This window comes from Micromonospora inaquosa (genome assembly GCF_003857055.1).
GTDB classification, from domain to species: Bacteria; Actinomycetota; Actinomycetes; order Mycobacteriales; family Micromonosporaceae; genus Micromonospora; species Micromonospora inaquosa.
This window is the reverse complement of record NZ_QGSZ01000287.1, coordinates 1-23,719: the sequence shown is the minus strand read 5'-3', so window position 1 is coordinate 23,719 and position 23,719 is coordinate 1. Positions and strand designations below refer to the sequence as shown.

The 23,719-nt window shown below is 66.7% G+C and carries 22 protein-coding genes and 1 pseudogene; 16 read left to right on the top strand and 7 right to left on the bottom strand.

Annotated elements, in window-relative coordinates; genetic code table 11:
* Positions 1 to 27 precede the first annotated feature (27 nt).
* From DLJ59_RS26580 to DLJ59_RS26535, 10 genes are all read left to right on the top strand, one after another.
* Positions 28 to 675, top strand: a complete 648-nt coding sequence (locus tag DLJ59_RS26580) for a hypothetical protein (RefSeq protein ID WP_124775624.1) — start codon at positions 28 to 30, stop codon at positions 673 to 675.
* Entirely contained in the window at positions 672 to 1,244 is a 573-nt protein-coding gene (locus DLJ59_RS37655; protein WP_244236247.1) for a hypothetical protein, read from the top strand. Before DLJ59_RS26580 ends, DLJ59_RS37655 begins: the two co-directional genes overlap by 4 nt.
* Positions 1,245 to 1,420: 176 nt before the next feature.
* Positions 1,421 to 2,407: a DUF932 domain-containing protein gene (locus DLJ59_RS26570; protein WP_124775622.1), complete on the top strand. Its 987-nt coding sequence runs from the start codon at positions 1,421 to 1,423 to the stop codon at positions 2,405 to 2,407.
* 1 nt (position 2,408) lies between these two features.
* Entirely contained in the window at positions 2,409 to 3,017 is a 609-nt protein-coding gene (locus DLJ59_RS26565; protein ID WP_124775620.1) for a hypothetical protein, read from the top strand.
* 89 nt (positions 3,018 to 3,106) lie between these two features.
* A complete protein-coding gene (locus tag DLJ59_RS26560; protein WP_124775618.1) occupies positions 3,107 to 3,577 on the top strand; it encodes a hypothetical protein in 471 nt (156 codons plus the stop codon).
* Complete coding sequence (locus DLJ59_RS26555; protein WP_124775616.1) at positions 3,574 to 3,924, top strand: hypothetical protein; 351 nt, start codon at positions 3,574 to 3,576, stop codon at positions 3,922 to 3,924. The genes DLJ59_RS26560 and DLJ59_RS26555 overlap by 4 nt, the downstream gene beginning before the upstream one ends.
* An 11-nt stretch (positions 3,925 to 3,935) precedes the next feature.
* Positions 3,936 to 4,370: a hypothetical protein gene (locus DLJ59_RS26550; RefSeq protein WP_124775614.1), complete on the top strand. Its 435-nt coding sequence runs from the start codon at positions 3,936 to 3,938 to the stop codon at positions 4,368 to 4,370.
* A complete protein-coding gene (locus tag DLJ59_RS26545) occupies positions 4,370 to 5,023 on the top strand; it encodes a hypothetical protein (RefSeq protein ID WP_124775612.1) in 654 nt (217 codons plus the stop codon). Before DLJ59_RS26550 ends, DLJ59_RS26545 begins: the two co-directional genes overlap by 1 nt.
* Complete coding sequence (locus DLJ59_RS26540; RefSeq protein WP_124775610.1) at positions 5,020 to 5,412, top strand: hypothetical protein; 393 nt, start codon at positions 5,020 to 5,022, stop codon at positions 5,410 to 5,412. The genes DLJ59_RS26545 and DLJ59_RS26540 overlap by 4 nt, the downstream gene beginning before the upstream one ends.
* A 210-nt stretch (positions 5,413 to 5,622) precedes the next feature.
* Positions 5,623 to 6,267, top strand: a complete 645-nt coding sequence (locus DLJ59_RS26535) for a hypothetical protein (protein WP_124775628.1) — start codon at positions 5,623 to 5,625, stop codon at positions 6,265 to 6,267.
* A gap of 63 nt (positions 6,268 to 6,330) precedes the next feature.
* On the opposite strand, the gene DLJ59_RS36700 is transcribed toward DLJ59_RS26535, so the two are convergent.
* On the bottom strand, positions 6,331 to 6,492 hold the full coding sequence (locus DLJ59_RS36700) for a hypothetical protein (protein ID WP_167493897.1): 162 nt from the start codon (positions 6,490 to 6,492) through the stop codon (positions 6,331 to 6,333).
* A gap of 1,621 nt (positions 6,493 to 8,113) precedes the next feature.
* Here DLJ59_RS36700 and DLJ59_RS26530 point away from each other — a divergent pair.
* Entirely contained in the window at positions 8,114 to 9,088 is a 975-nt protein-coding gene (locus tag DLJ59_RS26530) for a DUF6602 domain-containing protein (RefSeq protein WP_124775608.1), read from the top strand.
* A 114-nt stretch (positions 9,089 to 9,202) separates the two neighbouring features.
* Here DLJ59_RS26530 and DLJ59_RS26525 read toward each other — a convergent pair whose 3' ends face one another.
* Complete coding sequence (locus DLJ59_RS26525) at positions 9,203 to 9,580, bottom strand: hypothetical protein (RefSeq protein ID WP_124775606.1); 378 nt, start codon at positions 9,578 to 9,580, stop codon at positions 9,203 to 9,205.
* A 456-nt stretch (positions 9,581 to 10,036) separates the two neighbouring features.
* Here DLJ59_RS26525 and DLJ59_RS26520 point away from each other — a divergent pair, with 456 nt between their 5' ends.
* The 3 genes from DLJ59_RS26520 (at position 10,037) to DLJ59_RS26510 (ending at position 13,753) form a co-directional block, all read left to right on the top strand.
* Entirely contained in the window at positions 10,037 to 11,062 is a 1,026-nt protein-coding gene (locus tag DLJ59_RS26520; RefSeq protein ID WP_208648844.1) for a tyrosine-type recombinase/integrase, read from the top strand.
* A gap of 413 nt (positions 11,063 to 11,475) precedes the next feature.
* Positions 11,476 to 13,359, top strand: a complete 1,884-nt coding sequence (locus DLJ59_RS26515; protein ID WP_244236249.1) for a tyrosine-type recombinase/integrase — start codon at positions 11,476 to 11,478, stop codon at positions 13,357 to 13,359.
* The gene (locus DLJ59_RS26510) at positions 13,346 to 13,753 is read left to right on the top strand and encodes a DUF6262 family protein (RefSeq protein ID WP_124775600.1); all 408 of its coding nucleotides are present in this window, start codon (positions 13,346 to 13,348) and stop codon (positions 13,751 to 13,753) included. Before DLJ59_RS26515 ends, DLJ59_RS26510 begins: the two co-directional genes overlap by 14 nt.
* A 146-nt stretch (positions 13,754 to 13,899) precedes the next feature.
* Here the strand turns inward: DLJ59_RS26510 and DLJ59_RS26505 are convergent, their stop codons facing one another.
* The 4 genes and pseudogenes from DLJ59_RS26505 to DLJ59_RS26490 all read right to left on the bottom strand — a co-directional run bounded on the left by DLJ59_RS26505 (position 13,900) and on the right by DLJ59_RS26490 (position 18,215).
* Complete coding sequence (locus DLJ59_RS26505; protein WP_124775598.1) at positions 13,900 to 14,109, bottom strand: hypothetical protein; 210 nt, start codon at positions 14,107 to 14,109, stop codon at positions 13,900 to 13,902.
* Between the two features lie 29 nt (positions 14,110 to 14,138).
* The gene (locus DLJ59_RS26500) at positions 14,139 to 14,825 is read right to left on the bottom strand and encodes a hypothetical protein (protein WP_244236246.1); all 687 of its coding nucleotides are present in this window, start codon (positions 14,823 to 14,825) and stop codon (positions 14,139 to 14,141) included.
* Positions 14,826 to 15,162: 337 nt separating this feature from the next.
* Positions 15,163 to 15,438, bottom strand: a pseudogene (locus DLJ59_RS26495) (DUF2637 domain-containing protein); the annotation flags it as partial.
* Positions 15,435 to 18,215 carry a bacterial transcriptional activator domain-containing protein gene (locus DLJ59_RS26490; protein WP_124775596.1) on the bottom strand — a complete coding sequence of 927 codons (2,781 nt, stop codon included), beginning with the start codon at positions 18,213 to 18,215 and terminating at the stop codon, positions 15,435 to 15,437. The gene DLJ59_RS26490 and the pseudogene DLJ59_RS26495, both read right to left, overlap by 4 nt.
* 316 nt (positions 18,216 to 18,531) lie before the next feature.
* On the opposite strand from DLJ59_RS26490, the gene DLJ59_RS26485 reads away from it, so the two are divergent.
* Positions 18,532 to 19,167, top strand: coding sequence for a GmrSD restriction endonuclease domain-containing protein (locus DLJ59_RS26485; protein ID WP_244236248.1), 636 nt, complete (start codon positions 18,532 to 18,534; stop codon positions 19,165 to 19,167).
* Positions 19,168 to 19,748: 581 nt separating this feature from the next.
* Complete coding sequence (locus DLJ59_RS26480; RefSeq protein WP_124775592.1) at positions 19,749 to 22,172, top strand: tetratricopeptide repeat protein; 2,424 nt, start codon at positions 19,749 to 19,751, stop codon at positions 22,170 to 22,172.
* A 110-nt stretch (positions 22,173 to 22,282) separates the two neighbouring features.
* Here DLJ59_RS26480 and DLJ59_RS26475 read toward each other — a convergent pair whose 3' ends face one another.
* Positions 22,283 to 22,987 (bottom strand): AfsR/SARP family transcriptional regulator, encoded by a 705-nt coding sequence (locus DLJ59_RS26475; protein ID WP_124775590.1) that lies wholly within the window; start codon positions 22,985 to 22,987, stop codon positions 22,283 to 22,285.
* Positions 22,988 to 23,719: the final 732 nt, after the last annotated feature.

The window sequence follows — 23,719 nt, the reverse complement described above, 5'->3', positions numbered from 1 at the left end:
ACCCACAAGCGCACGGAAGGAACGGCAATGACCACCCCCCACGGCCACCCCGACCACGACCACGACGCCCACGGCCCGACGTTCGCGCCGGGGCTGCGCTGCCCCGAATGCGGGGAACCGGCCCGGCCAGTACCGCCGCGTGACTGGCCCCTCAACGGATTCACCCCGCGTCCGGTCACGTCCCACCACGACGGCACCCCCCTATGCCCGGCGCCCGGTCCGAACGGCTCCCAACCGGCCGAACCGATCAGCGCTCCGGCGCGCCTGACCATGTGGCAGGCCGTACGGCAAAGCTGGCTCATCCATCCTGATTGGACTGTCGCCGATCATTTCGCATGGCTCGATGGCGAGGGCTACGACACCGACGACATGACCGGCGACCCGGCCGAGGTGGTCGGCCGGTGGCTGGCCGAACATCGCCATACCGCCCGGGTGCCCCGGCCCGCCGGTGACCCTCGCGTCTACATGGTTGCCGGGGGCGACATGGTGGCCGTGTTCGACTCGGCGGAAGAGGCCGACATCATGGCCGTGACGATGACCGCCGCGAACCTCGAACCGGTCACCCTGCCCCTGACTGAGGCACAGTGGGAGAAGGCGCTCGCCGTGTTGCGGTCACAGCTACCGCACGTCACCGTGACCGACGCCCGGTCCACCCGTGCGGCCGGTGCCTCGTGACCGGCCCATCGGCTGCCGGTCCGGCCACCGACCGACCCGACATCCCGCCCTCGCTAGCCGCGCGTCCCCACGACGCGCGGCGCGGCCTGCCCATCCCGCCGGTCAACATCCACCCCGACCCGACCGGTGGCGGGTCGCACGTGGACTTCACCACGATCAACACCACCACCTCGACCCGCCTCGCTGTCGAGCGCCGATGTTCGTTGTGCGGTGAGCCGATGGGGTACTGGGTGGCGTTTCTCGGCGGATCTCGGGCCGCTGAGTTGATGCGCTACGCCGATCCGCCGGGGCACCCCGAGTGCATGAGCGCCGCACTGTCGTTGTGCCCCCATCTGGCGCTCGGGCGGCACCGCCGCGCCCGTGCCGACCGTCCGGGGGCGGGCATCATCCCGCCGGGGTCGCACGGCGACAAACCCGACCGGTACCTGTTGGGCATCACCCGCGCGTACCGGACCCGGTTTATCCCCGAACACGGGTTCACCGTGTACCTACCGGCCCCGTTCAAAACCGTCCGCGCGTATGCGTACGGCCTGGAAGGACAGCTACACCCGGCCACAGACACCCGGTAGGCCACGCCCGGCGGCGGGCGTCAGATTCGCCGCAGAAACCTTCATCGACTCCACCCGATCGCCTTGATCGACCTGTGGAGGTAGGCAACATTGTTGTTGACGGCGCGGCCCGGGGGACGCAACCCCCCGGGCCGGGCCGCCCGCCCGAACACCAACGATCCGGAAGGGGTGCCACCGTGGCACACGAACTGGAAACTCTCGCGAACGGTCAGACGGCGTTCGCCTCTGCGCGGCTGACCGCCTGGCATCAGCTCGGCACTGTGGCCGACGAGTGCATGACCGCCGAGGAGGTCATGAGCAAGGCGTGGCTCGGCGGGTGGGAGGTCCGCAAGATCGCCCTTCAGGGCATCGAGGTCACCGAGCGCGGGGTGACGAAGGTCGACTGCTCCGACAAGTACATGACCGTGCGGACCAACCCGGCCACCGGCGAGACGGAGTATCTCGGCGTGGTCGGTGAGGACTACAGCGTGGTGCAGAACGAACAGGTCGCCGAGACCCTCAACCTCCTGGTCGACGCCTCCGGCGCGCACTTCGAGACCGCCGGCTCGATGCGCAAGGGCCGCTCGGTGTTCGTCACCATGAAGCTGCCCACCGCGATGCAGATCGCCGGGGTGGACGACATGGACCTGTACCTCGCGGCCACCACCTCCCACGACGGCACCGCCGCCCTACGCCTCGATGCGACCCCCGTGCGGATCGTCTGCAAGAACACCCAGAACCTGGCCTTCGCCCGGTCGGTCAGCTCGTACACGTTCCGGCACACCTCGAACGTCACCAGCAAGATCGCCGAGGCCCGGCAAGCCCTCGGCCTGATGTGGCGCGCGTTTCACGACTTCGAGACCGAAGCCGAAAAAATGATCAACGAGTCGTTGACCATGGGCGAGTTCGAGAAGATCGTCGCGCAGGTGTGGCCCCTCGCCAACGACGCCTCGGACGTGGCGAAGAACAACTCCAAGCAGCGCACTGCCACGCTGCGCTACCTCATCAGGGACGCGGACACGCAGAAGGCGATCAAGGGCACCCGGTGGGCCGGCTTCCAGGCCATCACCGAGTACGTGGACCACTTCGCCCCCGCCAAGTCCGACCTCGCCCGCGCCACGCGGGCGCTGACCGGTGCCGGTGCGGACCTAAAGGCCCGCGCGTTCGAGCTGCTGGCGGTCTGAGATGGCCCGGCACGGGGGCCGGGCCACCACGCCCGGCCCCGGTACCGGCGAGCACCCCGCCACCGGCACCGCGCCCGTCCCCACGCCCACCGCCGAGTCCATGCTCGCGCCGGAGCCCACCGCCACCTCCATGATCGGACTGGCCAACCGGGTGAGCGCTCACCACGCGGCAGCCGAGGTCGCCCGCGCGATGGCCGAACACTCGACCAGCGAAGCCGAACACGCCCACCTGATCGCCCGCGCCGAGCACTGGGAAGCCCTCGTCAATGAGCAGTGGAACGCACTCTGCTCAGCGATCTGGGCGACCGCACCCGGCGGGGCGACGGTCGAGCGGTTCCTGCCGGTCCGGCCGCTGACGAACGGCCACGTCGAGCTGCACACCTACAGCACGGAGGGCCGCCGACTCGTCGTGCTGCTCACCGGCGTGCAGGCCCTCGCCGTCGGCGCGCACCTGACCGCTTACGGGGCGCTCAGCCTCGACCGCAGCGGCCAGAAACTCGACCCCGGCCTACCCCACGTCAAGGCCGCACCGCCCTTCGACGCGGACGGGACCGCCGGGCAACCGGCCACGCCGGACGCCGCCGCCGGGCCACCGCCTGCCCATCCCTGACCGCCCGTGATGTGCCGCGCGGCACGGTCGCACCCCGGGCCGCGCGGCACGCCCCGGCGGCATCCCCTCGACATCATCGCGGAGCACCCATGAGACCCGAACACCTGTTCAACGTCGCCGTCGAATTCGCGGAGGCGACCGGCAAAGCCGAACGCGCCCGCGCACTCGCGGCCAGCACCACCGGCGACGAGCGCACCGTCCTCACGAACACGGCAACACGCTGGGAGGCGGTTGCCATGCGCCGAGGTGAGTTCCTCCGCGCCTCGCTGCGCGAGGCCCTGCGCGGAACCGTCATCGCCGAGCCGGACACCGAGCAGCCCGCCGCGCTCTGGCGGCGGCGCCACGTCGAGGTCCGCGCCCGCACCGGCGACGGCTCCCGCGTCCGCGTGCGCTGCACCCCGACGCAAGCCGTCGCCCTCGGCACCGCCCTCATCGGCCTCGCGGCCCTGACCGACCAACTCGGCGGCGGCGTCCTGGGCGAGACCATCGCCACCTTCCCACCCACCTCCCACTCCACCGCGGAGCCCGAGGCGAGCGGCGAGAACGGGAAGCCGGCATGACGACCTCGACCGACCCCTCCGAGAACACCGACGGCATCGGCGACGGCCAGCGCACCCTCGACGGTCAGCACCTCGCGGACGCGCTCGCCAAGCTCGGCACGGTAGACCCTGTCTGCGTCGAGGTGCTGACCCGGCTCAACCTGCGGGTCTACCCCGGCGAGCCCGGCGACCGCACCGCCTACGTCGTCCTCGACGTGCACGGCGTCTCCATCGGCGTCAAACGCCGCGCCGCCGACCTCTACCTGCACGCCGACACCACCGAGACCGACGACCGGCTCATCGCCTTCGAGATCAACGGCTACGGCGAGACCGACCACACCACCAACCCCTCCCACCCCGGCCTCTGAACGGAGCACCGATGTACCGCTCCATGGAATACGGCGACACCGCCCGCGTCATCACCCCCGCCGACGCCACCGAACACCGCCTCGGCACTGTCACTGACGTCACCTACTCCACCCCGCACACCACCCACGCACGCCGCTACACGCTGCGCTTCCCCGGCGGCATCGAGCGCAGCTTCCCGGCCGATCACGTCGTCAGGTGCACCCGCGCCGACGACCACGCCGCCCTGGAGGCCGCCTTCACCAACGCGTGTGTGGCCCTGCGCGACGCCTGCCGCATCGCCCACGACTACGACCCCGACCTGAGCGTCGGAACCGTGAGCCTGATCCGGCGACTGGTCGACCTCAGCCGGCTACGTCTCGGGCTAACCCTCAACCCGTCCGGCGCCGCTGGCGTCGCCGAGGCCGGCTCGCCGAACACCCGCAACCAGGGCGGGGGTGAACGGTGATGCCGCACCTTCCGCAGACCGACCGGTCCGGGAAGCCAATCGGGCCAGATGCGCTCGGCTCCACCACGGCGCCGCTGCTGGAGTCGCCGTACTGCCGACGCTGCCGACGAGGCGTCAGCATCCGTATCAACGGCCTCGGGGTGGTGACGTACCAGCACGCCAACAAGCGCGGCGACAACGGCGACCACGACCCCGAGCCGGTACCAGTCACCGAGATCCCGGACCCGATCATCGAGTGCGACTTCTGCTCCGCGCCCGACGCGGCCTGGATCTACCGATGCGCCAACCAATTCAGCGAGCACCGCCGAGTCACCACGCGAGTCGTCAGCGTCAGCGACTACCGGTCTCGGCACGCAGCGGCCCGGGTGCGCCGCACCGACACCGAGCACGCTGTCACTCAGGCATGGGGTGAACGGTGGCCCGCTTGCCACGGCTGCGCCGACCTCATCGAGGCCCGCGACCTCTACGGGCTGATCCGCCGCGTGGTCGACGCGCTGCCCGCCAAGCTCACCCGAGGCAAACACCTCGTACGCGTTCGCGGGGAGCTGCACGCCACCTACTCCGAGGTATTCGACACCCTCGCGCCCGGACGAGGCCGCATCATTCCCGGCCATCCTCTCGGCATCTGGCCGGGCACGGAGACGACCTCATGACCGACACCTCACGGCACCAGCGGCCGGCGTTCACCCACGCAAAGGCCCGACGCCGCCTCGGCGCGGTGTGCGCAGCCGACGACGGACCGCTGACCCGCATCACCGACGACCCGCACCTCGTTACCTGCCCGGACTGCGAGGGACTGGTCGAGTTCGACGCGCTACCCGACGACGCCACCGCAGGCGATCCCCGCGTGATCGAGGTGCTGCGGGAAGTCACACGCGGCAACTGCCGCAAGATCGACGGGGTGATGGTGGACATGACCACCGCCGCCGCGATCCTGACCGTCTACGACGCGCTGAAACCCGCCACACGGGCGAAACTGGCCGCGCTGCGCATCGACCGGATGGCGCAGGTGGCGTGGCGGCTGCTGCGCCCGCACGTCTAGACCGGGGCGGGACGGTGGCCGGCGGGCACACCCGAGGGTGTGCGCAACCCCGCCGGCCACCTCGCCCCACCCGGGCCGAGTGCGGACCAACGACCGCCTTCCACCCGAGCCGAGCGTGCCGCCGATCCTAACGGTGGAGGGATCCCACCCGCCTTGAGCGGCGGCGCCGCAGCGAGATACCCGGGGGAGGATGGACACGTGGCGCGACGAATGATCGGCGGACGCATCGCCCTCGACCGGGCGGGCGTCGCCGCGCACGTCGTCGCGGCGTACTCGACGGTCAACCACTGGCACCGCCACCGCGCCCGCTTCGGCTTCCCCGAAGGCTTCCGCCACGACGGCCGCGACTGGTTCTGGCTCGACGACATCGAGACGTTCCACACCGTGCACCAGGTCGCTAAACGCGCCGAGCTAACGAAGGTCGACCGCCGCGGCAACTCGGAGGACCTCATCGGCTCGGGCGCGGCGGCGAAAGTCCTCGGTTACGGCTCATACCGCAACCTGCCCGCCACCCTGCTCAACCATCCCGACCACGTCGAGGAACTGTCGGACGGGCGAATCCGCCGCCGGTGGTACCGGCGCACCGTGTGGGCTGTGGCCGACGCCCGCACGGGCCGGCAATCCACCGGCCGTACTCCTGGCGTGACGGGTACCCGTCAGCCTCACCCGTACGCCGACGACGCGCGCCTTCACACCGCGATCGAACTTCTGGCCGAGGCCGACGCCGCCGGGCGGGACCGGCGCGGGCTCGGCGTGCTCCTCGCGCGGCAACTCGGCGTCACGCCACGCACCGCACAACGACTTCTTGCTGCTGCCTCGGACGCGAGCGGAGACGCTTTTCGTGCAGCGCCCTGAGATGGGAGGTGCCGCCGGGGCCGCGTAGCGGAGTCCCGGCGGCACCCATCTGGTTGGGCCCGGTCAGTCCTCGTCGTCGGAAACGATCCGAGGCGTCGGGGCCTCGGTCAGATAACGCAACGCGCCGTTGATATCAGTGCCTCGGCTGGTGGCGGTGCGCTCCAACACGTCGTACACGTCAGGATCGACCTCGACGGTGCGGAGCGCGGGCGGCTGGTCGTTCACGGTGATTCCTCCTGGCAGTGTTCGGCCTGATGCCCGGCCGGGCATCAGGATCCATCCATCCCAACCTCGACAGCACCATCAAGCCTGTTGTCGGTCGCGACCTGGGGTATGGGGCCGACGGCTCTGCGTCCAGGACGGCGAAAATCTTCTCGGTCGTGGTTATGGATGGCCCGTAACTGCCCACAGGAACCAACGAGGCCTACAACGACGAAGGCGAGGTCGCGTGGGCGAGGCTCCCCTCGAGGTGGTCGGACAATCGAACGAGCGTTATAGGCTGCAGCGTTGGCCGGAATTCAAGGCACAACCCTGGCAGAACTAGCAGCGGATATCAACGACTTTAGGGAAGGTGACATTTCCGTTGGTCGCTCGACCGTTCTTTCGTTCCCGCGCTTCGTGGTATCGGGCTATGTCTGCGGTGGCATAGATCGGGCCGTTTGAAGTTTTGGCGATAGGCCTTGGGAAATCTGACTGTCGTGAGAGTTGCTGAGCGCGTTGACGTGATACGTTTAATGCAACGCCAATCTCCGACAGCGCCATCGCTGGCGGCATTGGCTCAGGTTCGGATTCGGGATGCATCACGACTGCAACCGGCCGGCAGTCCGGCCCGATCTTTTTCCGTACTTCCGAAACTAGGGCCCAGCCCTCAGTCAGTGCCTCTTCCGGATACGTGCACCGGTAGCGTCGAGTAATCAAAACGGTGGGCCTCGACTCTCGTTGCACTTCCGTTACGGTCAGCTTTAGTTTGTTGGCGGCTGAACGAAGTGCGGCGAGGGCTGATGGGGTGCGTGCGAACTCAATCTTGATTAGCCAAAGAGTAGCTGCCATAGATGGCCTCCGGAGGCGTTATTGTTTAGTCGGCGATCCAATGGCTGAGAAAGCCATGTAGCACCGGGAGTGTTGTGGTCGCCAGGATGGCATCGTCGGTCCGGAGGTGAACTGCCGCAGCTCCCGCTAGGCAGACGGCAGTTATGACGAAGTTTCGCACCGTAATGACTTGACGGCTTGCTGGTCTTGCCTCGCCTGGCACGGGTTCCGGTGGGCGATGGGTTGGCGGTATCCTCATGGACGCTCCTTCTGCTGGTCAAGGCAACTTGGGGGCACGATGGCACCCGAGTCGCCACTCGGGTGCCGTTTCCATTGGTACATCCGATGAGCGAGGTTGGCGCCGGACAGCCTGTGCGATTCGTGCCGCGATGGTCTGCGAAATCAGACGTTGAGTGCTTGGGTTGGCCTTGTCAATGACAAGGAATCAACTTGTCGCTGACAAGCGGCAGGCAATGCTGCGATCGTAGAGACCACCCGCGTGACTGCGGAGGGCGGCTGTACTGGCACCCGTGATGGACTTGGGTGGCTTCGCACGCCTTCCTGTGCGCGGCTGGAAGCGACTCGAGACTTGGCCGACTTGGGGGACGAGAACGTCGGCGTTGGTGCAAGACGCGCGCCGTCGGCGATGCCCAACGCGGAGGCCAAGGAGGTTGTCACGCGCGCGATCCCTGTACGCGCCAGGAGAGCGGCAGGGGCGCCGTCGCAGTCCAAATCACCCTGGGCCGCCGTGAGGATCGCGAAGGAGCAAGCGGATCCCATCTTTCCCGCGAGTTCGATAGACGCTACCGTGTTTCGTATGGACAGGACAGACCTGACGGGCTTCTCGGCGTTGCTCGGTGAGAGCCTCACTGCTCGGGTTGAACTGCTGGAGCGACTACTTAGAGGCTCACACTACCCATCGCTTGGGCAATATAAAGAGCGTGTTCTTGCCGAAACCATTCGTGGATACCTCCCGACCAGCGTTCAAGTGGGCACCGGGTTCGTCCTGTTTCCTCATAACAATTCCTCTAATCTCGCCAAGTCTGAATTCTTTGATCCGCTCAATCAGAGTGCCTACTCGATATCGCGTCAGTGCGATGTTCTCGTATACGACGTATCTCAGATTCCTCCCGTCTTTCGAGACGGTGACTTCGTTGTCGTTCGCCCTGAAGCCGTACGTGCCGTCATTGAAGTGAAGGGTTCATTGTCCATCCCGCAACTAGATGATGCCCTGGCTTCCTTTCATGACTTCGGTACTAAGTGGCGCGCTACGCAGCTCTTTTACCGGGAGCGCAGTCAGCGACGTACGCCAAAGCCCGGACTGTACATAATGGCTTGGAAGATCAGGAATAACTCGAATGGGCGACCATTAACAACGCCGGGAAAAGTGCGCGAACGCATCGCTAGATTCTATATGGCGCACATGACGCACGAGAATTTGGCTGGCTATCCGTACTTGAGTAGGCTTTTTATTCACAATGAGTGTGATATCAGTGAGATCCATGACTTCAGTGATATCGACAACTATTCTTTTGGGTGGAGGTCATTCGATGGTCGATTCACGCGGATAGATTCGGAGGGTCGGCCGTTCAGGGACAAGGACAGGACCATCGCGGCGCTTTTGGCATCTCTTCACTGGCATGCGGGTAGCCAACATTTCAATCGTTTCTTCTCCTATACCGATGAGGTGAAGGGGCGGGAGGTAATACCGTACGAACACGCTGGCTACACGCCTCTTTGGGAAAGCATTCCTGCAGAAGTGGGACGACGGTTTGCTGACGATGCCTTATAGCGATTAACGCAGGGCAGGTTTGGTGCATCGAGGTGAAACACTCCTACGTGGCTGCATGCCTTGACCGCTTGGGCAAGTTGTGGCCGTGCCGGCGGGGCGGTTCCTCTGCCCCCGCTAGTGCTCGATGTTTCCGTGCTGGACCGAGGTGGTGGGTTCGGCGCAGCTTGCCCCTCGATCATCCCGGCGTAACACTGTGAGCAGCTCGGACACGCCGCTGTTGCGGATGGAGTAGCCGTTGCGGCGCAGCCGACGGGCGAGGGCGTCGCGGCTGACGGCATGGCCTTCGCGAGTCAGTTCGGTGCGGGCAGCGCGGGCTGCGGGAAGCAGCGCCACGAGATCCGCGGGAACGTCCTGGTCAGAGCTGTCGGACTTGCATGTTTCTCGGTCGAGGGCTTGGTCCCCTGCACCATCGTGCGTGCTTTGTCCGCCCATCGGACGCTCGGCGAGGTTGGGGACCCCGTCAATGCGCAGCGTGTCCACGTCGATCTTCACGGGCGAGCGTCCGGGCAGGGAATTCGTTACAGTCGGCATGGTGTGGCTAGCGGTCGGTAGGCTTTCCGTCGGCACTGGTGCTAAATCAGCTATCGGGTGCGGCGGCGTGGCCGCTATGTCGGTCGGTGCTGGTTGTGGTTGGCCTTCGAGCTCGCTCCGCCGGGCGGCGAGTTCTACGAGGGATACCGAAGCGACGATGATCAACCCGTCCACCGACAGGGGCAGTAGGTACGGCACTGTTCCGGTCTCGCCATATTGAGCGACGATTACCTGTAGCTGGAGCCGTGCCGTCCTCGACGTCTTCGTCGTTGGTTGTGACAGTGCCAGCAGCCCGTAACGGACACTTCGTGCTGGTGTCTGTGACGGGAGTTGCTGGTGGGGTTTCGAGTCCAGCGGTTGCGTGATCTGGATACGAGCGCTGTGTCGTTCACGGTGGTAGGTCCGGGCGGGTTGCCGGTGGAGTCGGTGGAGGTGTTTTTGGCTCACCTGGTGGCCGTGGGCAGGTCGCCGAACACGATCGCCGGTTACGCGCACGATCTTCGGGATTTCGTCGAGTGGCTCGATCAGGTTGGCCGGGGTTTCCGGGTGTTGAGCCTGGAGGAGCTGACTGGATTCTTTTCCTGGGTGGCGCGGCCGGTGGCGGCGCGGGTGCCGGGGGTGTTCGTGTTGCCGGGCACGCCCTCGGCGATCGCGTCGGCGACGCTGGTCCGGAAGCGGGCTGCGCTGGCGAGCTTCTACCGGTTCCACGCTCGGCGGGACGCGTCGGTCCCGGCGTTGCTGGGCTCGTCTGCGGGGCCGCGGGCGACGGGAGAGTTCGTTCCGATGCTGGTGCACACCCGTCGGGCCCGGCAGGGGCCGGAGATGGTGAGTCCTATCCGGATCGCGGTATCCCGCAAGCCTGCGATCGCGCTGTCGGATGCACAGGTGGCGCGGTTGGTGGCCGTGTGTGCACGGAGGCGGGATCGGTTCTTGCTGATTCTTCTGGATCAGACGGGGTTGCGGTTGGGGGAGGCGTTGGGGTTGCGGCACGCAGATCTTCGGCTGCGTGCCGGTGAGGTGAGGGTGGTCCCGAGGGAGGGCAACGTCAACGCGGCGCGGGTGAAGGGGTTGAAGGCGCGGGTAGTGCCGGCAGGGGCGGTGGTGTTTGACGCGTACGCCGACTACATGGAGGTCGAGTACGGCGTGTTGGATAGCGATTGGGTGTTCGTCAACCTGTTCCGGCCGCCGGTGGGCGCGCCGATGACCGCTGGTGCGGTGGCCAAGCTGGTTGGGCGGTTGCGGGAGCGCACGGGGATTGCCGGTTTCACGCCGCATGTTCTGCGGCACGGGTATGCCACGAGGCTGCTGCGGGCGGGCGTGCCGGTGGAGGTGGTGGCCGAGTTGCTCGGGCACGCCAGCGCGACCACGACATCACAGACCTACAGCCACCTGGGCGTTGAGGATCACCGCCGGGCATTGCAGACGGCGGGGGTTCTGGCGTGACCGGGCGCCGGTCGGGCTTCGCAGCTGGCGCGCCTGATTGCGCCGGGTTGTTGGAGCTGTTGATGCGGGAGGTGCGTCCGCGGTTCCGGGCGGAGGTGTTCCGTCCCGACCGCGATGACAGCGTCTTCGTCACGGGCGAGTGTCGGGTGGTCAACTGCCCAAACATGGTCGGGCAGCCGACGCGGGGGATATGCGACAGCCACTACCAGCGGTGGTTGTCCACTCGGTCAGAGGCGGTCGACTTTGACGCCTGGCTGGCGGGTGAGGATGAACGCCTCGCCAGGCGCGGTGTCCCGCCAGCGTGCGATGTGGTGGGGTGCAACCGCTCGACGTTGTATCGAGGGCTGTGTCCGCGGCATGCGCCTCGTTGGGCCGCGGCGGGCAGACCGGACCGGGAGCGGTGGTTGGCCGGCGTGCGCTACACCCCCACCTCGGACGGGGAACGCGACTGCACCTTCACCGGTTGCCCTCGCTGGACGAACGGCCCGGGCAACCCGTTCTGCCAGCACCACCACAGTCGGTGGACGGTCGCCGGACGGCCGGACCCGGTCCAGTGGCAGGCGGACCTGCGGGCTAAGGCTGGGATGCGGCAGGTTCCGCACGTCAACCTCGCCCGCCTGGACCGGGGACTGCGTCTGGAGGTGCAGTACGGGCTGCAGTGCCGCCACGACGAGGCCAACAAGCGCACCACCGCCCGTGCGGTCACCCTCGCGGTGAAACGTCTGGCCGATGCCGGGGTGACCAGCATCCTGGATCTCGACGAGGACGGCTGGCGGACGTTCTTCGGCACCAACCGGCGTATCTACGAGGGCAAGCGCCTCTACGCCTCAGTGTCACTGAAGTTCGTTCTCGACACCCGCATCCGGCTGCAGCGGTTGCTGATCGGTGATGACCCGTGGGCCGATCAGTATCCGCGTGAGGTGTGGGACCTGCGGCTGCTCGGCGTCGCCGCAGCGGGGCTGCGGTTCCTGCGCTTCGGTGGCATCGCCCAGCCGTGGCTGGGCGAGTTGGCCCGACGGTGGTGCCGGTGGCGGCTGGCGCAAGGCCTGACCGTGAGCACCGTGCATAGCAACCTGCTCGGGTTGACCAGCTTCGCCGCACGCTTCGCCGCCCACGCCGGGCCTGCGGCCGGGCCGGAGCAGCTGACCCGCCAGGAGATTGAATCGTGGCTGGCCGGTGGGCGGCCCGCCGGGCACATCGGCGGCGTCGGCCGGTTCCTGCGCGACGTGCAACGTCACGGCTGGGCACCCGGGATCCCCGGCAACGCGCTGATCTTCGACGACTTCCCGCGCAAGCCGGCGTCCAAGCCTCGCTGGATCAGCGAGCACCTCATGCGGCAACTGGAGTCCGAGACCAACCTTGCCCTGTTCGGCAACGACGACGCCCGGCTGATCCTGCGCATCCTCATCCACTGCGGCCTGCGCCTCAAAGACGCCCGGCACCTACCATTCGACTGCGTGGTGCGCGACAACAGCGACGCGCCCTACCTCGCTTGGATCAACCACAAGATCCACCAGCGGGCTGCGTTCTTCCCGATAGCCGAGGACCTCGCCACCCGCATCGCCGACCAACAGACCATGGTCCTCGCTCGCTTTCCCGATGGCTGCCGGTGGCTGTTTCCCGCGCTGAAAGTCAACCTCGACGGGGCGCGGCCGATGCCCGACATCTCCTTCCGCGACTACCTCGACACCTGGCTACGACGCATCCGCCTCGTCGACGAACACCGCCGACCCGCCCGGGTCACCGCCCACCAGTTCCGCCACACCCTCGGCACCAGACTGATTAACGCCGACGTCCCCCAGCACATCGTGCAGCAACTACTCGACCACATGTCACCGCAGATGACCGCCGTCTACGCCCGACTGCACAACAGCACCGTCCGCGCCCACTGGGAGAAAGCCGTCAAGGTCAACGCCGACGGCCACACCGCGGCCATCCCCGCCGACCACCCCCTCGCAAGCGCGGCTTGGACGCGCCTGAGCCTGGTCCGCGCGAAGGTCACCCTCCCCAACGGCTACTGCGGCGCCCCCGTGCAGACCGACTGCGAGTACGCCAACCCGTGCCTGGACTGCCGGTTCTTCATCACCACCGCCGACTTCCTCGACCAGCACCGTCGCCAACGCGACGACACCGACAAACTCATCGACGACGCCCAAGCCGCAGGCCTGTCCCGCATCGCCGAACGCAACCGCCGCACCCTCGGCAGACTCGACGCCATCATCACCGCCCTCGAGACCACCGGCCCCGGACAGGTCCTCGCCGGTGGCACCGTGGAGACACTCGATGCCGCCAGCTGACAACACGGCCGCCCTTGCCGAAGCCACCCGCCGCCGCGCAGAGCAGGCCCGCACCCGCGCAGAGCAGGCCCTCGCCATCGCTGCCCGCATCGGGCGTCCGACCAGCGTCGCCGGCCTCGCCCACACTGCCGGCGTTTCCCGGTCCTGGCTCTACACCCAACCCGACCTCATCGCCGCGATCCGGCAACTCCAGCAACGCCAACCCGCCACCGACCGCAAAGGCCCACAGCCCGCCACTGTCGCCTCGCTGCGGCACCGCCTCGACACCGCCCTCGCTCGAATCAAACAACTCCGCGCTGACAATGCCGACCTAACCCATCGCCTTGAAGTTGCGCACGGAGAAATCCGGAACCTGCGTACTTCTGTCCGCCAACCTGAAAATCATGCAATCTAGGGCTCTAACTCCACTTGGCGGCTGACCGGACCGGCATCATCGATACAAGTCCTATTCGACTTCTTGGCGATGATTCCAACAGTCGGAGCAGGAGTTTGCCCCGCCGTCCGGCATCTGACGGCGGGGCAAAACCAAGGAAAGTTTGGCTACTTTTTCGCGTTGCGGCGTAGACGGAATAGCTGCACCGCGACATTGATCGCCACGACCATGGCGAGCAGCGGCATGAGGTCGAAAAGCCACTCACTCTTGCGCCATTCGCCCGGCTCGAAGATGAGCGTCATCAGGAAGGCGAATGCAAGCACAGCGACCGCGACCTGAGCCGTACTGACCAGTAGAAAGCGCAGCTTGACTTGCACGATTCCGCCTCCTCGCAACTAGCCAAACATTACCCTGCGGAAGAGGAAGACACCTTCCAGCTCCATGGATTCGCACCGGCCGTGGAACCCAACTCGATGTTGATCTTCGGGTGAGTTTGGGTGTAGCAGCCGTATACCGCGACGCAGTAGTCTACCGCCGCTTTCTTGTTGTGGTAGCCGCTGAAGCGGTCGCCGCGAACTGACTTGGAATCCACCTCCCAGGTGTTGAAGTAGATACCCCAGGAGGTGTGGGACAGGTAGCCATCCGCACGGTCGATCGACGAGAGCTTCTTTGTGACCGTGTCATAGCACCACTCAGTCTCGACGTTGAACCGATAGATTCTGCTGCCGAAGACATCGTTCTTTTCGACATAGGCCCACTGGCTGGTGCAGCTCAGTGCCAAAACACCGAAGGATCGGCTTCCCGATTGCTTGGCACTGGAACCAGGTTGCTGAGGAGACGTCACGAGGATGCCAGGGTCTCGAGGGTCCGGAACGCTGTGGCCGATTTCCGGCACCTGCTTCAACACTGCAATGTCGGACTCAGTCCACGAACCGTCGGCGACGCTTTCGAGAGCGGCACGGATCTCGCCCTCACTCGGCTGCGCCGGGCCAGCGCTTGCCGGCACCGCGCCAGCGAACATTCCGGCCATGGCCATGAGCGCGACTGCTGCAAAGCGCGATGCGCGATGCAGTACCATGCGATTGGTTCTCACACAACCTCCTACGACGAGGGCTGGGGACACAGCGTCCCGCGGGTCTACACCCCGCGGGACGCGCGTCTTGTTGATCGTGACCCTATCCGCCCCACCTCCTGAGCGGGGGGCGTCGACTATCTGTCGCAACACTCCGCCTGCGCGCCATCACCAACGGTTATTTCCTTCGGCTTGGCAAAAGCGTTGAGATCGGATCAATCGGACACTCTCGCGGCGGAGGGTTACGGATCACGTTATGGTAACGGCGCTCAAGGGCGTTGAGCGCCGTCACGGACATGTCCGTGACGGAGTGACCCAGCTCTGCACCGGCAGACCTGGATCAGGTGCACATAACGGCGACTCCGACCATGTGGTGGTAGCTGATCCAAGCGGCGATGGCGGCGATGGCTGAGGCGGCGATGACCCGGAGGGCGCCGAGTGCGCGTCGGTGCACGGGTACGCGGGTGACTAGCTCGACAGTGATCAGCAGGGCCAGGGGCGGCCATGCCGCGATGGCCTGGGAGATCGGGTTCGTTTGCGCGTGCAGGATGTTCGCGGTGACCGAGGCGGCCACGCCGAGGGTTAGCGTCGCCCGTACGGCCCATTGCATCCGCTGGAGCCGCGTCTCGTTCATCGCGACCCTCCGATGGCCGATGCGGTGGGGGTGAGTTGTCGTTCGGCGACGCGGCGGGTTGCCTGTGACGGTTCCGCGCCGCCGAGGTCGGCGAGGTGTTTCTCCAGGCTGCGGAGGGTTCGCCGCACGGCGTCGGGTCGTTGCTGTCGGCCGTGGATCCGCATTATCCGCTGGTACAGCTCCTCGTTGATCGGGTCGAGGTCGGCGGCGCGTTCCAGAGCCGCAACTGCCTCGTCGGGGTGGTCGGTTTCGAGGATTTCGGCGATGCGCGCGTAGGCGGTGAGGATCTGATGGCGGTAGCTGGTGGCGTAGTCGGTGACCCAGTGGTGGTCGTAGCCTTCAGCGAACTCGCCTGCATACAGGTCGGTGGCGCGGCGTAGCGCGGCCAGCCTGTCGTTGTCGTTGTCGGTGATGGTCGTGGCCCGGCGGATGGCGGTGAGCATCTGCCAGAGATCCACCGCGACTGCCTGAGGATCCAGCAGGTATCTGCTGGTGGCAGGGTCGAAGGTGATGAACATCGGCTCGTCGTGGCCGGTCGCGGTGCGAAGGACCCGCCGTGCGGAGGTGATGTCGGTGCGGACGCGTTTGATGGCGGAGGTCTGGTCGACGTCAGGGTGTAGGTCGGCGGTGAGCTGGTCGAGGGTGCGGCCGGTGGGGTGGGCGGCGAGCACGGCGAGCACCGTGTAGGAGCCCTTGCGCATTCCGGTGGTCACCGGGCCGGTGTCGGTGGTGACGGTGACGGGGCCGAGCACTCTGAGCCGAACGAGGGTCGCTGTGTCGTCGGTCTGGGCAGGTGCTGGCTCGGTCGCCTTGGTGGGCGCCGCGGCCGGCGGGGTCTCGGCTGGTGAGTCGTCGATGTCGGTGCCGGGTTCGGGGCGGGTTTGGACAGCGGTGAGCATGGCCAGTACGGCGGCGAGGTCGTCCGCGCTGATGGTGGACAGCCGCGCCAGCGGGCACGGCGTGTCGCTGGTGACGATGCCTCCGGCAGTGACTTCGAGAGTGAGGAGGCCGCTGTGGGGGCCGAGGATGACTGGGTGCAGGTCGAGGGCTGCGCGGTGGGTGGCGACGGCCTGGAGGCGGGCGGCGTGCCGGCGGGTGGACTCGATGAGCAGCGCGTACGGCGGTTGCGTCTCGGCGTGGTCGGTGCGTGCGTTGAGTTCCGCGATGGTGGTTGTGTCGAAGGTGTCCAACAGCCTCCGCCGGCCGATCATCTCTTCCTCGGCATGAGTGATGGCTGCGGCGGTGTCGGCGAGGACGATGAGTTGGTCGCCGTCGTAGGCGGTGCCGTCGGGATCCAACCCCATCAGCGGCGCACCTGGGGGGAGAAGTCGGGCGAGTAGGTCTGCCGTGGTGACGACTACCGGGCGGACGGTGGCGCTGTCGGCGACGCCGGTGGTCAGGACAGCGGCGAGGACGGCGCGCGCTGCCGGGATGGCGTCGGCTCCCCCCAGGGCGAGGCCAGGACCGGGCAGGTGGAACAAGCTCACCTCACTGCCCTCAAGATTGACGCCGACAGGAGCCGGCACGGCAGGGCTGGCACGGCGGTGGTCACCAACGGCGGTGCTGAGGTCGCGGCTGCCGATGGTCTCGATGTCGGTGAGAGGCGGCGGTGTCAGGGTGGATTGCGGCCTAGGGCTAACGGGTGCCGGGAAGATCAGCCGGGCGTGGCGGCGTCGGTGGAGGCGGAGCAGGGCTGCCACGGCGGCGATGGCGGCGGCCAAGCCGAGGCTGATCCAGCCCTGCGTCGGCAGTGCGACCCCAGCCTCGTTGCCTGGTTGATCGGGGGGCGATTCGGCGGCGGACGCCGCACCGTCGGCAGTGACGCTCGGCGCGGAGGTGGGCGGCCTCGGCGTACTCGTTGTCTTGTTGTCGGGGGCCGGTATGGCGCTGGTTGGTGGTGCCGGCGGCGGCGCGGTGGGCGCGGTGTCGGTTGTCCCGGGTACCGCGACGTCAGGGCTGCCAGGCATGGGAGCGCTGGGATCAGGTAGGGCAGGTGCTGGTGTGGTTTCATGGGCGGGGAGCGCGAGTGTCCACCCGACGTGGATCTCATCGGGGTCGGTGAGGGCGTAGCCGTTGGCCTGTTTGTGCCCCCGGTTGAGTGCGTAGATCTCCCGCCAGCGTTTTGGGTCACCGAGATGCTTGTCGGCGAGATCCCACAGGGTGTCTGCGGCGGCGACTCGGCACGTCCCACCCGGGGTGGAACGAGCCACGTTGGCGCCAGCGTCCTGGCGAAGGGTCGGCAGCGCGGCGGATCGGACGGAGACGGTCAGGGCCGGCGGCGTTCCCAGAGTTTCCCCGTGCGGCACTCGTGATGCGGGAGCCGGCGGGGCATCCAGGGCGACGGGAGTAGGTCGCCCACCGCCTACCGACGATGGGGCGTCTGGTGGCGGCTCGGCGTCCATCGCGGTGGTGTTGTCGGCGGCAGCGGGCAAAGCGGCCACCGTGGTGACGGCAGTGCTGCCCAGCAGAACCGCCGTGAGCGTTTGCAGTGGCCGGGGTAAGTGCAGCACGACGTGCCAGCGCAGGCGATCGGCGAGGTATTGGTGGGTGTGATCCGCGATAGCAACGGCAAGGAGCAGCCACAGCAGCCAGGCCCCGAGTTGCCCCAGCAAGGCGAGGAAATCGGCGCTCAGCGGCTGGCTCAGCCACAGCCGCAACTGGTCCGCCGACACCACCCCGGGGCTGATCCAGCCGACCCGGTAGAGCAGCACCGGTGGTGCCAGCGCGAGCACGAAGGTACCGGCGCGTACGAGCACTGCTGAGGTTCGTCTCGCCATGGCGTGTCTCCCTCCTGAGGTGCGCAAGGGGCGGTGAGACAGACCGTAGGAGCTGGATGGGCTGCTGATACCGATGCCGCTGCTAACAGCACCTCACACGGCCTTACACGGCCTTACACCCGCAGGTCACAGCCTTGCCGTACCTCCGCGCCCCGCGACGTGGGGGAGTGAGGCGACGATGCGGATTCGTTACTGCTTCCTTCTCTCTTCACAAACACGCTCTTCGATGGACATGATCGCTGTAGACGATTGCCGTCTACCCGATGTCGAGGAGGCCGCTGTGCGGATACGACTCTCTGCCCGCTTCCCCCGCGCTGTGCATGCGGTCGCGGTTGCCGCCGCCGTTGTCGTCACGGGCGCTGGCTTCGTCGGCGTCAGCGCGCAGCCGGCGTCCGCCACGCCCCCGGGCATCCCATCGAAGGCGACGGCGCAATCGCAGCTCAACGCGCTGACCGTGGCCACAGAAGGCTCGACCAGCGGCTACTCCCGGGACCTGTTCCCGCACTGGATCACCATTAGCGGCAGCTGCAACACCCGGGAGCAGGTCCTCAAGCGCGACGGCACCTCCGTCGTCGTCAACAGCTCCTGCGCGGCCACCTCAGGCCGCTGGTACAGCCCCTACGACGGCGCCACCTGGACCGCCGCCTCCGACGTCGACATCGACCACGTCGTACCCCTCGCCGAGGCATGGCGCTCCGGCGCCAACTCCTGGACGACCAGCCGCCGACAGAGCTTCGCCAACGACCTCAGCCGCCCGCAGTTGATCGCGGTCACGGACAACGTCAACCAGTCCAAAGGCGACCAGGACCCCTCCACCTGGCAGCCGTCCCTGTCGTCGTACCGATGCACGTACAGCAAGATGTGGATCACCGTGAAGTACAACTGGAGCCTGAGACTGCAGTCGTCGGAAAAGTCGGCGCTACAGGCCACGCTCAACACCTGCAACTCCTGAGCACAACGTCGGCCAGCGACGGCATCACACAGGATGCCGCCGCTCGCCGGGTGCGTCGTCAGGCTTGTCGCCAACGGCGGGATCAGTCTTCCAGCCGCGTCTAGTGACATGGCGTCGCGGAGAACCGCGAGAACGTAGCCGATCTTGTTCTGCTTGAGCCAGCTGTGGAGTCTGTCGGAAGCTATCCAGGCTGTAGGCCCGGCCATTCGTTCGGGCTCGCCTCGGTTGAGGGGCGAGTCAACGCAGATGCTCTAGAAGCCAGGAAATAATCCCCCGAGCGACGCCGGAGGCGATGCCGGTGATGGCGGCGAGGGTGATCTTCTCTCGCGAGTTCTTCTCGCTCGTCTGCCCTGTCATCGTGTGCTCCCGTTGCAGATTGAGGCGGGAGGAGTCGGCCGGTTCTCCCTGGGACAGCTTCGAGTCAACTCACGGGGAACAGCTCCGGCATCGGGTTGGGAGGAAGTCGGACTGCTGGGCTAAGTCTCGGGCAGGTGACCTGCGGAAAACCGCACTCTTGCTGTTGGACCTAAGCTGGGGTTCGAGAGGTTTGGTTGATCTCGTCGAACAGGCAGGAGGCCGTTGTGCGCGGTGACCTGGAACCAGCAAAGGACAGGCGCCCGCTCGACCCAGACGGAGTGGAAACCCTTGCGGAGTTGAAGCAGGCGTTGAACCATCTCCGCGGTGTCTGTTCCTATGCTCAGCTGAACCGGACGGCCGGCGGTGCGTTGCCGAAGTCGACGATCAGCAATCTGCTCAACGGCGTTTGGGTGCCGATGCAGGAGACGATCACCGCCTTCCTCGCAGCCTGCGGTCTCGACGAGGAGGCTCAAGCGCCATGGCTGCGGGCGCTTGAGCGGGTTGCGACCGCGCATTTGGCCCGTCCGATCGGGGCGGTGCGGGTGCGAGACGCGAGGGCACGCCTACTTGGGGTGCACAGGGCCATCCGCGTCGACGGGGTCCAGAGTGAGCTGCCGCCATACGTGCGGCGGGACATAGATATCGAGCTTCGTGCCGCGATCACCGACGCGGCTTTCGATGGCGGCTTCGTCTTGCTGCTCGGTGGCTCGTCGGTCGGCAAAACTAGGACGCTGTTGAATGCGATCCAAGCAGTCTTGCCCGACTGGTGGCTGATCCACCCAGACCCAACTGCCATCGACACCATCCGCACACTCGCGGCCGCGCCAACTCCGCGAACCGTTGTCTGGCTCGATGAACTGCAGCGCTACCTCGACCGAACCGATGGGCTGCCAGCCGGACTCGTCCGGACCTTGATTGCCAGCGGCACAGTGACCGTCGCGACCTTATGGCCGTCCGCGTACACCAGCCGCACCACAAAGCCGATTTACGGCCAGTCCGACTCCCATGCCGGCGATCGGGACCTCCTCAAGCTCGCTCACATCATCGGCGTACCGGATGCCTTCTCGACAGCGGAGCGGCACCGCGCTGAGGCATTGGCCAGCGACCGGCGGATCCGCATCGCTCTGGACACCCGCGACGCCGGGATCACCCAAGCCCTCGCCGCCGGACCTGAGCTGATCCGGTCGTGGCAACACGCCCCAGACAACCAGTGCTACGGCAAGGCACTGATCACCGCCGCGCTTGACGCCCGACGTGTCGGCGCGACCGCGCCACTCTCGCGCGAATTGCTTGGGGCCGCCGCACCTGGCTACCTCTCCAGCGCCCAACAGGCGCAAGCACCATCTGACTGGCTCGACCATGGCCTCACCTACGCCACCACTGTGCTTGTCGGCGCGGTTGCACCCCTCATCTCTGTTGCCGACGGTATGGGCCGCACTGCCGGCTACACCGTCGCTGATTACCTGTACCAACACGCACAAGGTGTTCGCCGCGTCGCTAGCCTGCCCGATACTGCCTGGCAGGCCCTCGTGGATCACCACCACCCTGCAGACACAAGCCGCCTCGCCGACAACGCTGAGCGCCGCGGCCAGTACCGACATGCAGAGAATCTCTACCGCCGCCTTGGCGACGTTGACGGAACAGATTACAAACTGGCCGATCTGCTCGTCGACCATGACCGTATCGAAGAACTGCGCGAGCGAGCTGACGCTGGAAGCTGGCCGGCAGCCGACCGGCTAACCCGCCTGCTGGCTGAACGCGGCGACATCGCCGCGCTGCGTCAACGGGCTGCCGCCGGAGAACGGATGGCCGCCCGCCGGTTGGCCGGATTGTTGAGCGAGCAGGGCAACCTCGACGAAGCCGTCGCGATACTCCGCCACATTATCGATCTCGGCGATAGGGCTGCGGTCACGCAACTGGCCAACGTTCTTGTCAAACTGGGACAAAGCGAAGAGGCTATCGCGGTACTGCGCGACCGTACCGAAATCAATGACAGGTCCGGGGAGTCTCATTACCTCGCCCAACTTCTTGCCGGCCACGGACACATCAGCGAGCTGCGTAAACGTGCCGACGCGGGCAACTACTCGGCTCGCGACTTTCTGGCCCAAATCCTGGTCGAGACCGGGAGTTTCCCTGAGCTACGTCAGCATGCCGACGCCGGCGACTTCTTTGCTGCCAACCGGCTGGCCGACTGGCTGGTCGAAGAGGAAGATCTCGATGCCCTCCGCCAGCTCGCTGACGCCAGGGAGCAGTCTGCGGCCAGTGAGCGCCTCGCTAAATTACTGGCCATACGTGGAGAAATCGAAGAGCTACGAAAACGGGCCGACATTGGCGATGGATCAGCAAACAGCTGGTTCGCCGAAAGTCAGCTGGCCCTCATGCTCGCCGCGCGAGGAGAGATTGTTGAATTGCGCAAACGTGCCGAGTCTGGCAACGCGAATGCCGTTATTTGCTTGTCCAATATTTTGGCCGAGCGAGGTGACATCGATGAGTTGCGTAAATACGCTGATAGCGGCAACGTGGTCGTCGCAAAAATCCTGATCGAGCTACTGGTCAGGGAAGGTCGTATTGGTGAGCTACGGGACGAAGTCGCGGCTGGAACTGTAGGAGCCGCTGCCGCTTTGCTGCCTCGCAAACCGGTCAGGTAGCGACGTAAGTCAGGTGACGTGTGTAGTTCGCGGGCGCGTCACGACATGGCGTGCCAGGGGATGCGCGAGCAGACGGACCGAGGTTGGTTCAGGTTAGGTGAGTCGGGTTACTACCGGCTGCCGCCGGTCGCGTTGCTGGCCCTGCTCGGGAGGTGATTGGGGGCATCGTCGTCGAGCCCTGCCTCCGATAGGAGGCATAGGTAATGGGCGTGCAGTTTGGTGGCCGCTTCGCGGTCACCGCGGGTGGTGAGGGCGGTGTGGGCACGGGCGTGGAGGTCTGCGTTGTATGGGTCGATGCGGAGGCCCGCCTGCAGCAGGGCAAGGCGGCGCGGCGGATCAGGTTCGGCGTCGGCGAGGGCGGCGCAGGCGTCAATGGCGTGCCGGCGGGTCGCTTCACGAATGGGGTCGAGCCATGGCCAGATGCGTCCGGCGGCGAGGTCAGCAGGGTAGGCGTCAACGACGGCCTGCCAGGCAGCGGTGGTGTCGGTGACGGCGCTGGCGGCGTGGTGAATGGCGGCTTGCAGCTGCCACAGGTCGACGTTCAGGTGTGCCGGATTGAGGCGATAGCGGTCGTCGGTGTGTTCGATGACGTGCAGCCCGCTGGCATCACGGATGACAGTGCGGAGTTCGCTGAGGGTGGTGTAGAGCCGTCCGGTGAGGGACCGGCGGGGGACACCGGGCCAAATGGCATCGGCTAGCTGTGAGGTGTTAGCGCCGGTGGGGTGGCTGGTGGCGAGGAAGACGAGGATCTGGAGGGCGGCGCTGCGCCGGATGGTGAGGGGTTCGCCATCGACGAGAAGGGTGGGCTCGCCCAAGACACGTAGACGAAGCCGCCGAGTGGAAGCATCGGGCCGGCTGCGGGGCTCGCCTCGGGTCGCCTGCCGCGGCAACCTGGTTTTGGGTGGCACCACGTGCGGCAGGGGAGGGCCCGGAGGCGGTGCCGGGTCGGGGTGGACGATGACGGCGAGCAGGTCAGTCGCCGCCACCTGGTCGAGGACACACAGTCGAGGTCCAGGCTCTTCGGGGCGCAAGGGGTCGTGCAGATGGCCTGTCGGGGCGGCCTGCCAGGTCGGGCCCGCCGGCCATCCGCCCAGCACAACGACCCGGCCACCGGCCGTGGCCGTCATATCAGCGAGGTGTCTCACGTCGTAGCCGTCGCACTCCTCCTTCAGCAGGAGGACGATCCTCGGTGAGGGGGCGGACTCGACGAGCCGCGTTGCGTCGTGGATGGTCTCCACGGTGGTGAGCCGTGGTAGACGCCGGTCGAGTGCTTGCGCGTCGCCGCCCAGGAGGCTGGTTAGCGTTGCCCTGGTGGTGACCAGCGTTGGGGTGCGGAGGTGGTGCCCGGCCAGCAGGGCGGTGATCAGCAGTCCTCGGCCGATCGATAGCGTGCCGGGACCGCTGACGCCCAAACCGCTGACCGGGAAGACACCGACAAGGGCGGCGAAGCTGCCCGACGGTTCCGGCGCAACCGACGTGGCGGGAGCGTCGGCGAGGGCTGCCTGCACGGCCCCGACGGTCGGGGGCGGTCCTGCCGCGTCAAGTTC

What these genes read in the sequence shown, in the direction of transcription:
- DLJ59_RS26580 (WP_124775624.1), top strand. Translation starts at nt 28, where the DNA reads ATGACCACCCCCCACGGCCACCCCGACCACGACCACGACGCCCACGGC.
- DLJ59_RS26565 (WP_124775620.1), top strand. Translation starts at nt 2,409, where the DNA reads ATGGCCCGGCACGGGGGCCGGGCCACCACGCCCGGCCCCGGTACCGGC.
- DLJ59_RS26560 (WP_124775618.1), top strand. Translation starts at nt 3,107, where the DNA reads ATGAGACCCGAACACCTGTTCAACGTCGCCGTCGAATTCGCGGAGGCG.
- DLJ59_RS26555 (WP_124775616.1), top strand. Translation starts at nt 3,574, where the DNA reads ATGACGACCTCGACCGACCCCTCCGAGAACACCGACGGCATCGGCGAC.
- DLJ59_RS26550 (WP_124775614.1), top strand. Translation starts at nt 3,936, where the DNA reads ATGTACCGCTCCATGGAATACGGCGACACCGCCCGCGTCATCACCCCC.
- DLJ59_RS26545 (WP_124775612.1), top strand. Translation starts at nt 4,370, where the DNA reads ATGCCGCACCTTCCGCAGACCGACCGGTCCGGGAAGCCAATCGGGCCA.
- DLJ59_RS26540 (WP_124775610.1), top strand. Translation starts at nt 5,020, where the DNA reads ATGACCGACACCTCACGGCACCAGCGGCCGGCGTTCACCCACGCAAAG.
- DLJ59_RS26535 (WP_124775628.1), top strand. Translation starts at nt 5,623, where the DNA reads ATGATCGGCGGACGCATCGCCCTCGACCGGGCGGGCGTCGCCGCGCAC.
- DLJ59_RS26530 (WP_124775608.1), top strand. Translation starts at nt 8,114, where the DNA reads ATGGACAGGACAGACCTGACGGGCTTCTCGGCGTTGCTCGGTGAGAGC.
- DLJ59_RS26510 (WP_124775600.1), top strand. Translation starts at nt 13,346, where the DNA reads ATGCCGCCAGCTGACAACACGGCCGCCCTTGCCGAAGCCACCCGCCGC.
- DLJ59_RS26490 (WP_124775596.1), bottom strand. Translation starts at nt 18,215, where the DNA reads ATGGCGAGACGAACCTCAGCAGTGCTCGTACGCGCCGGTACCTTCGTG.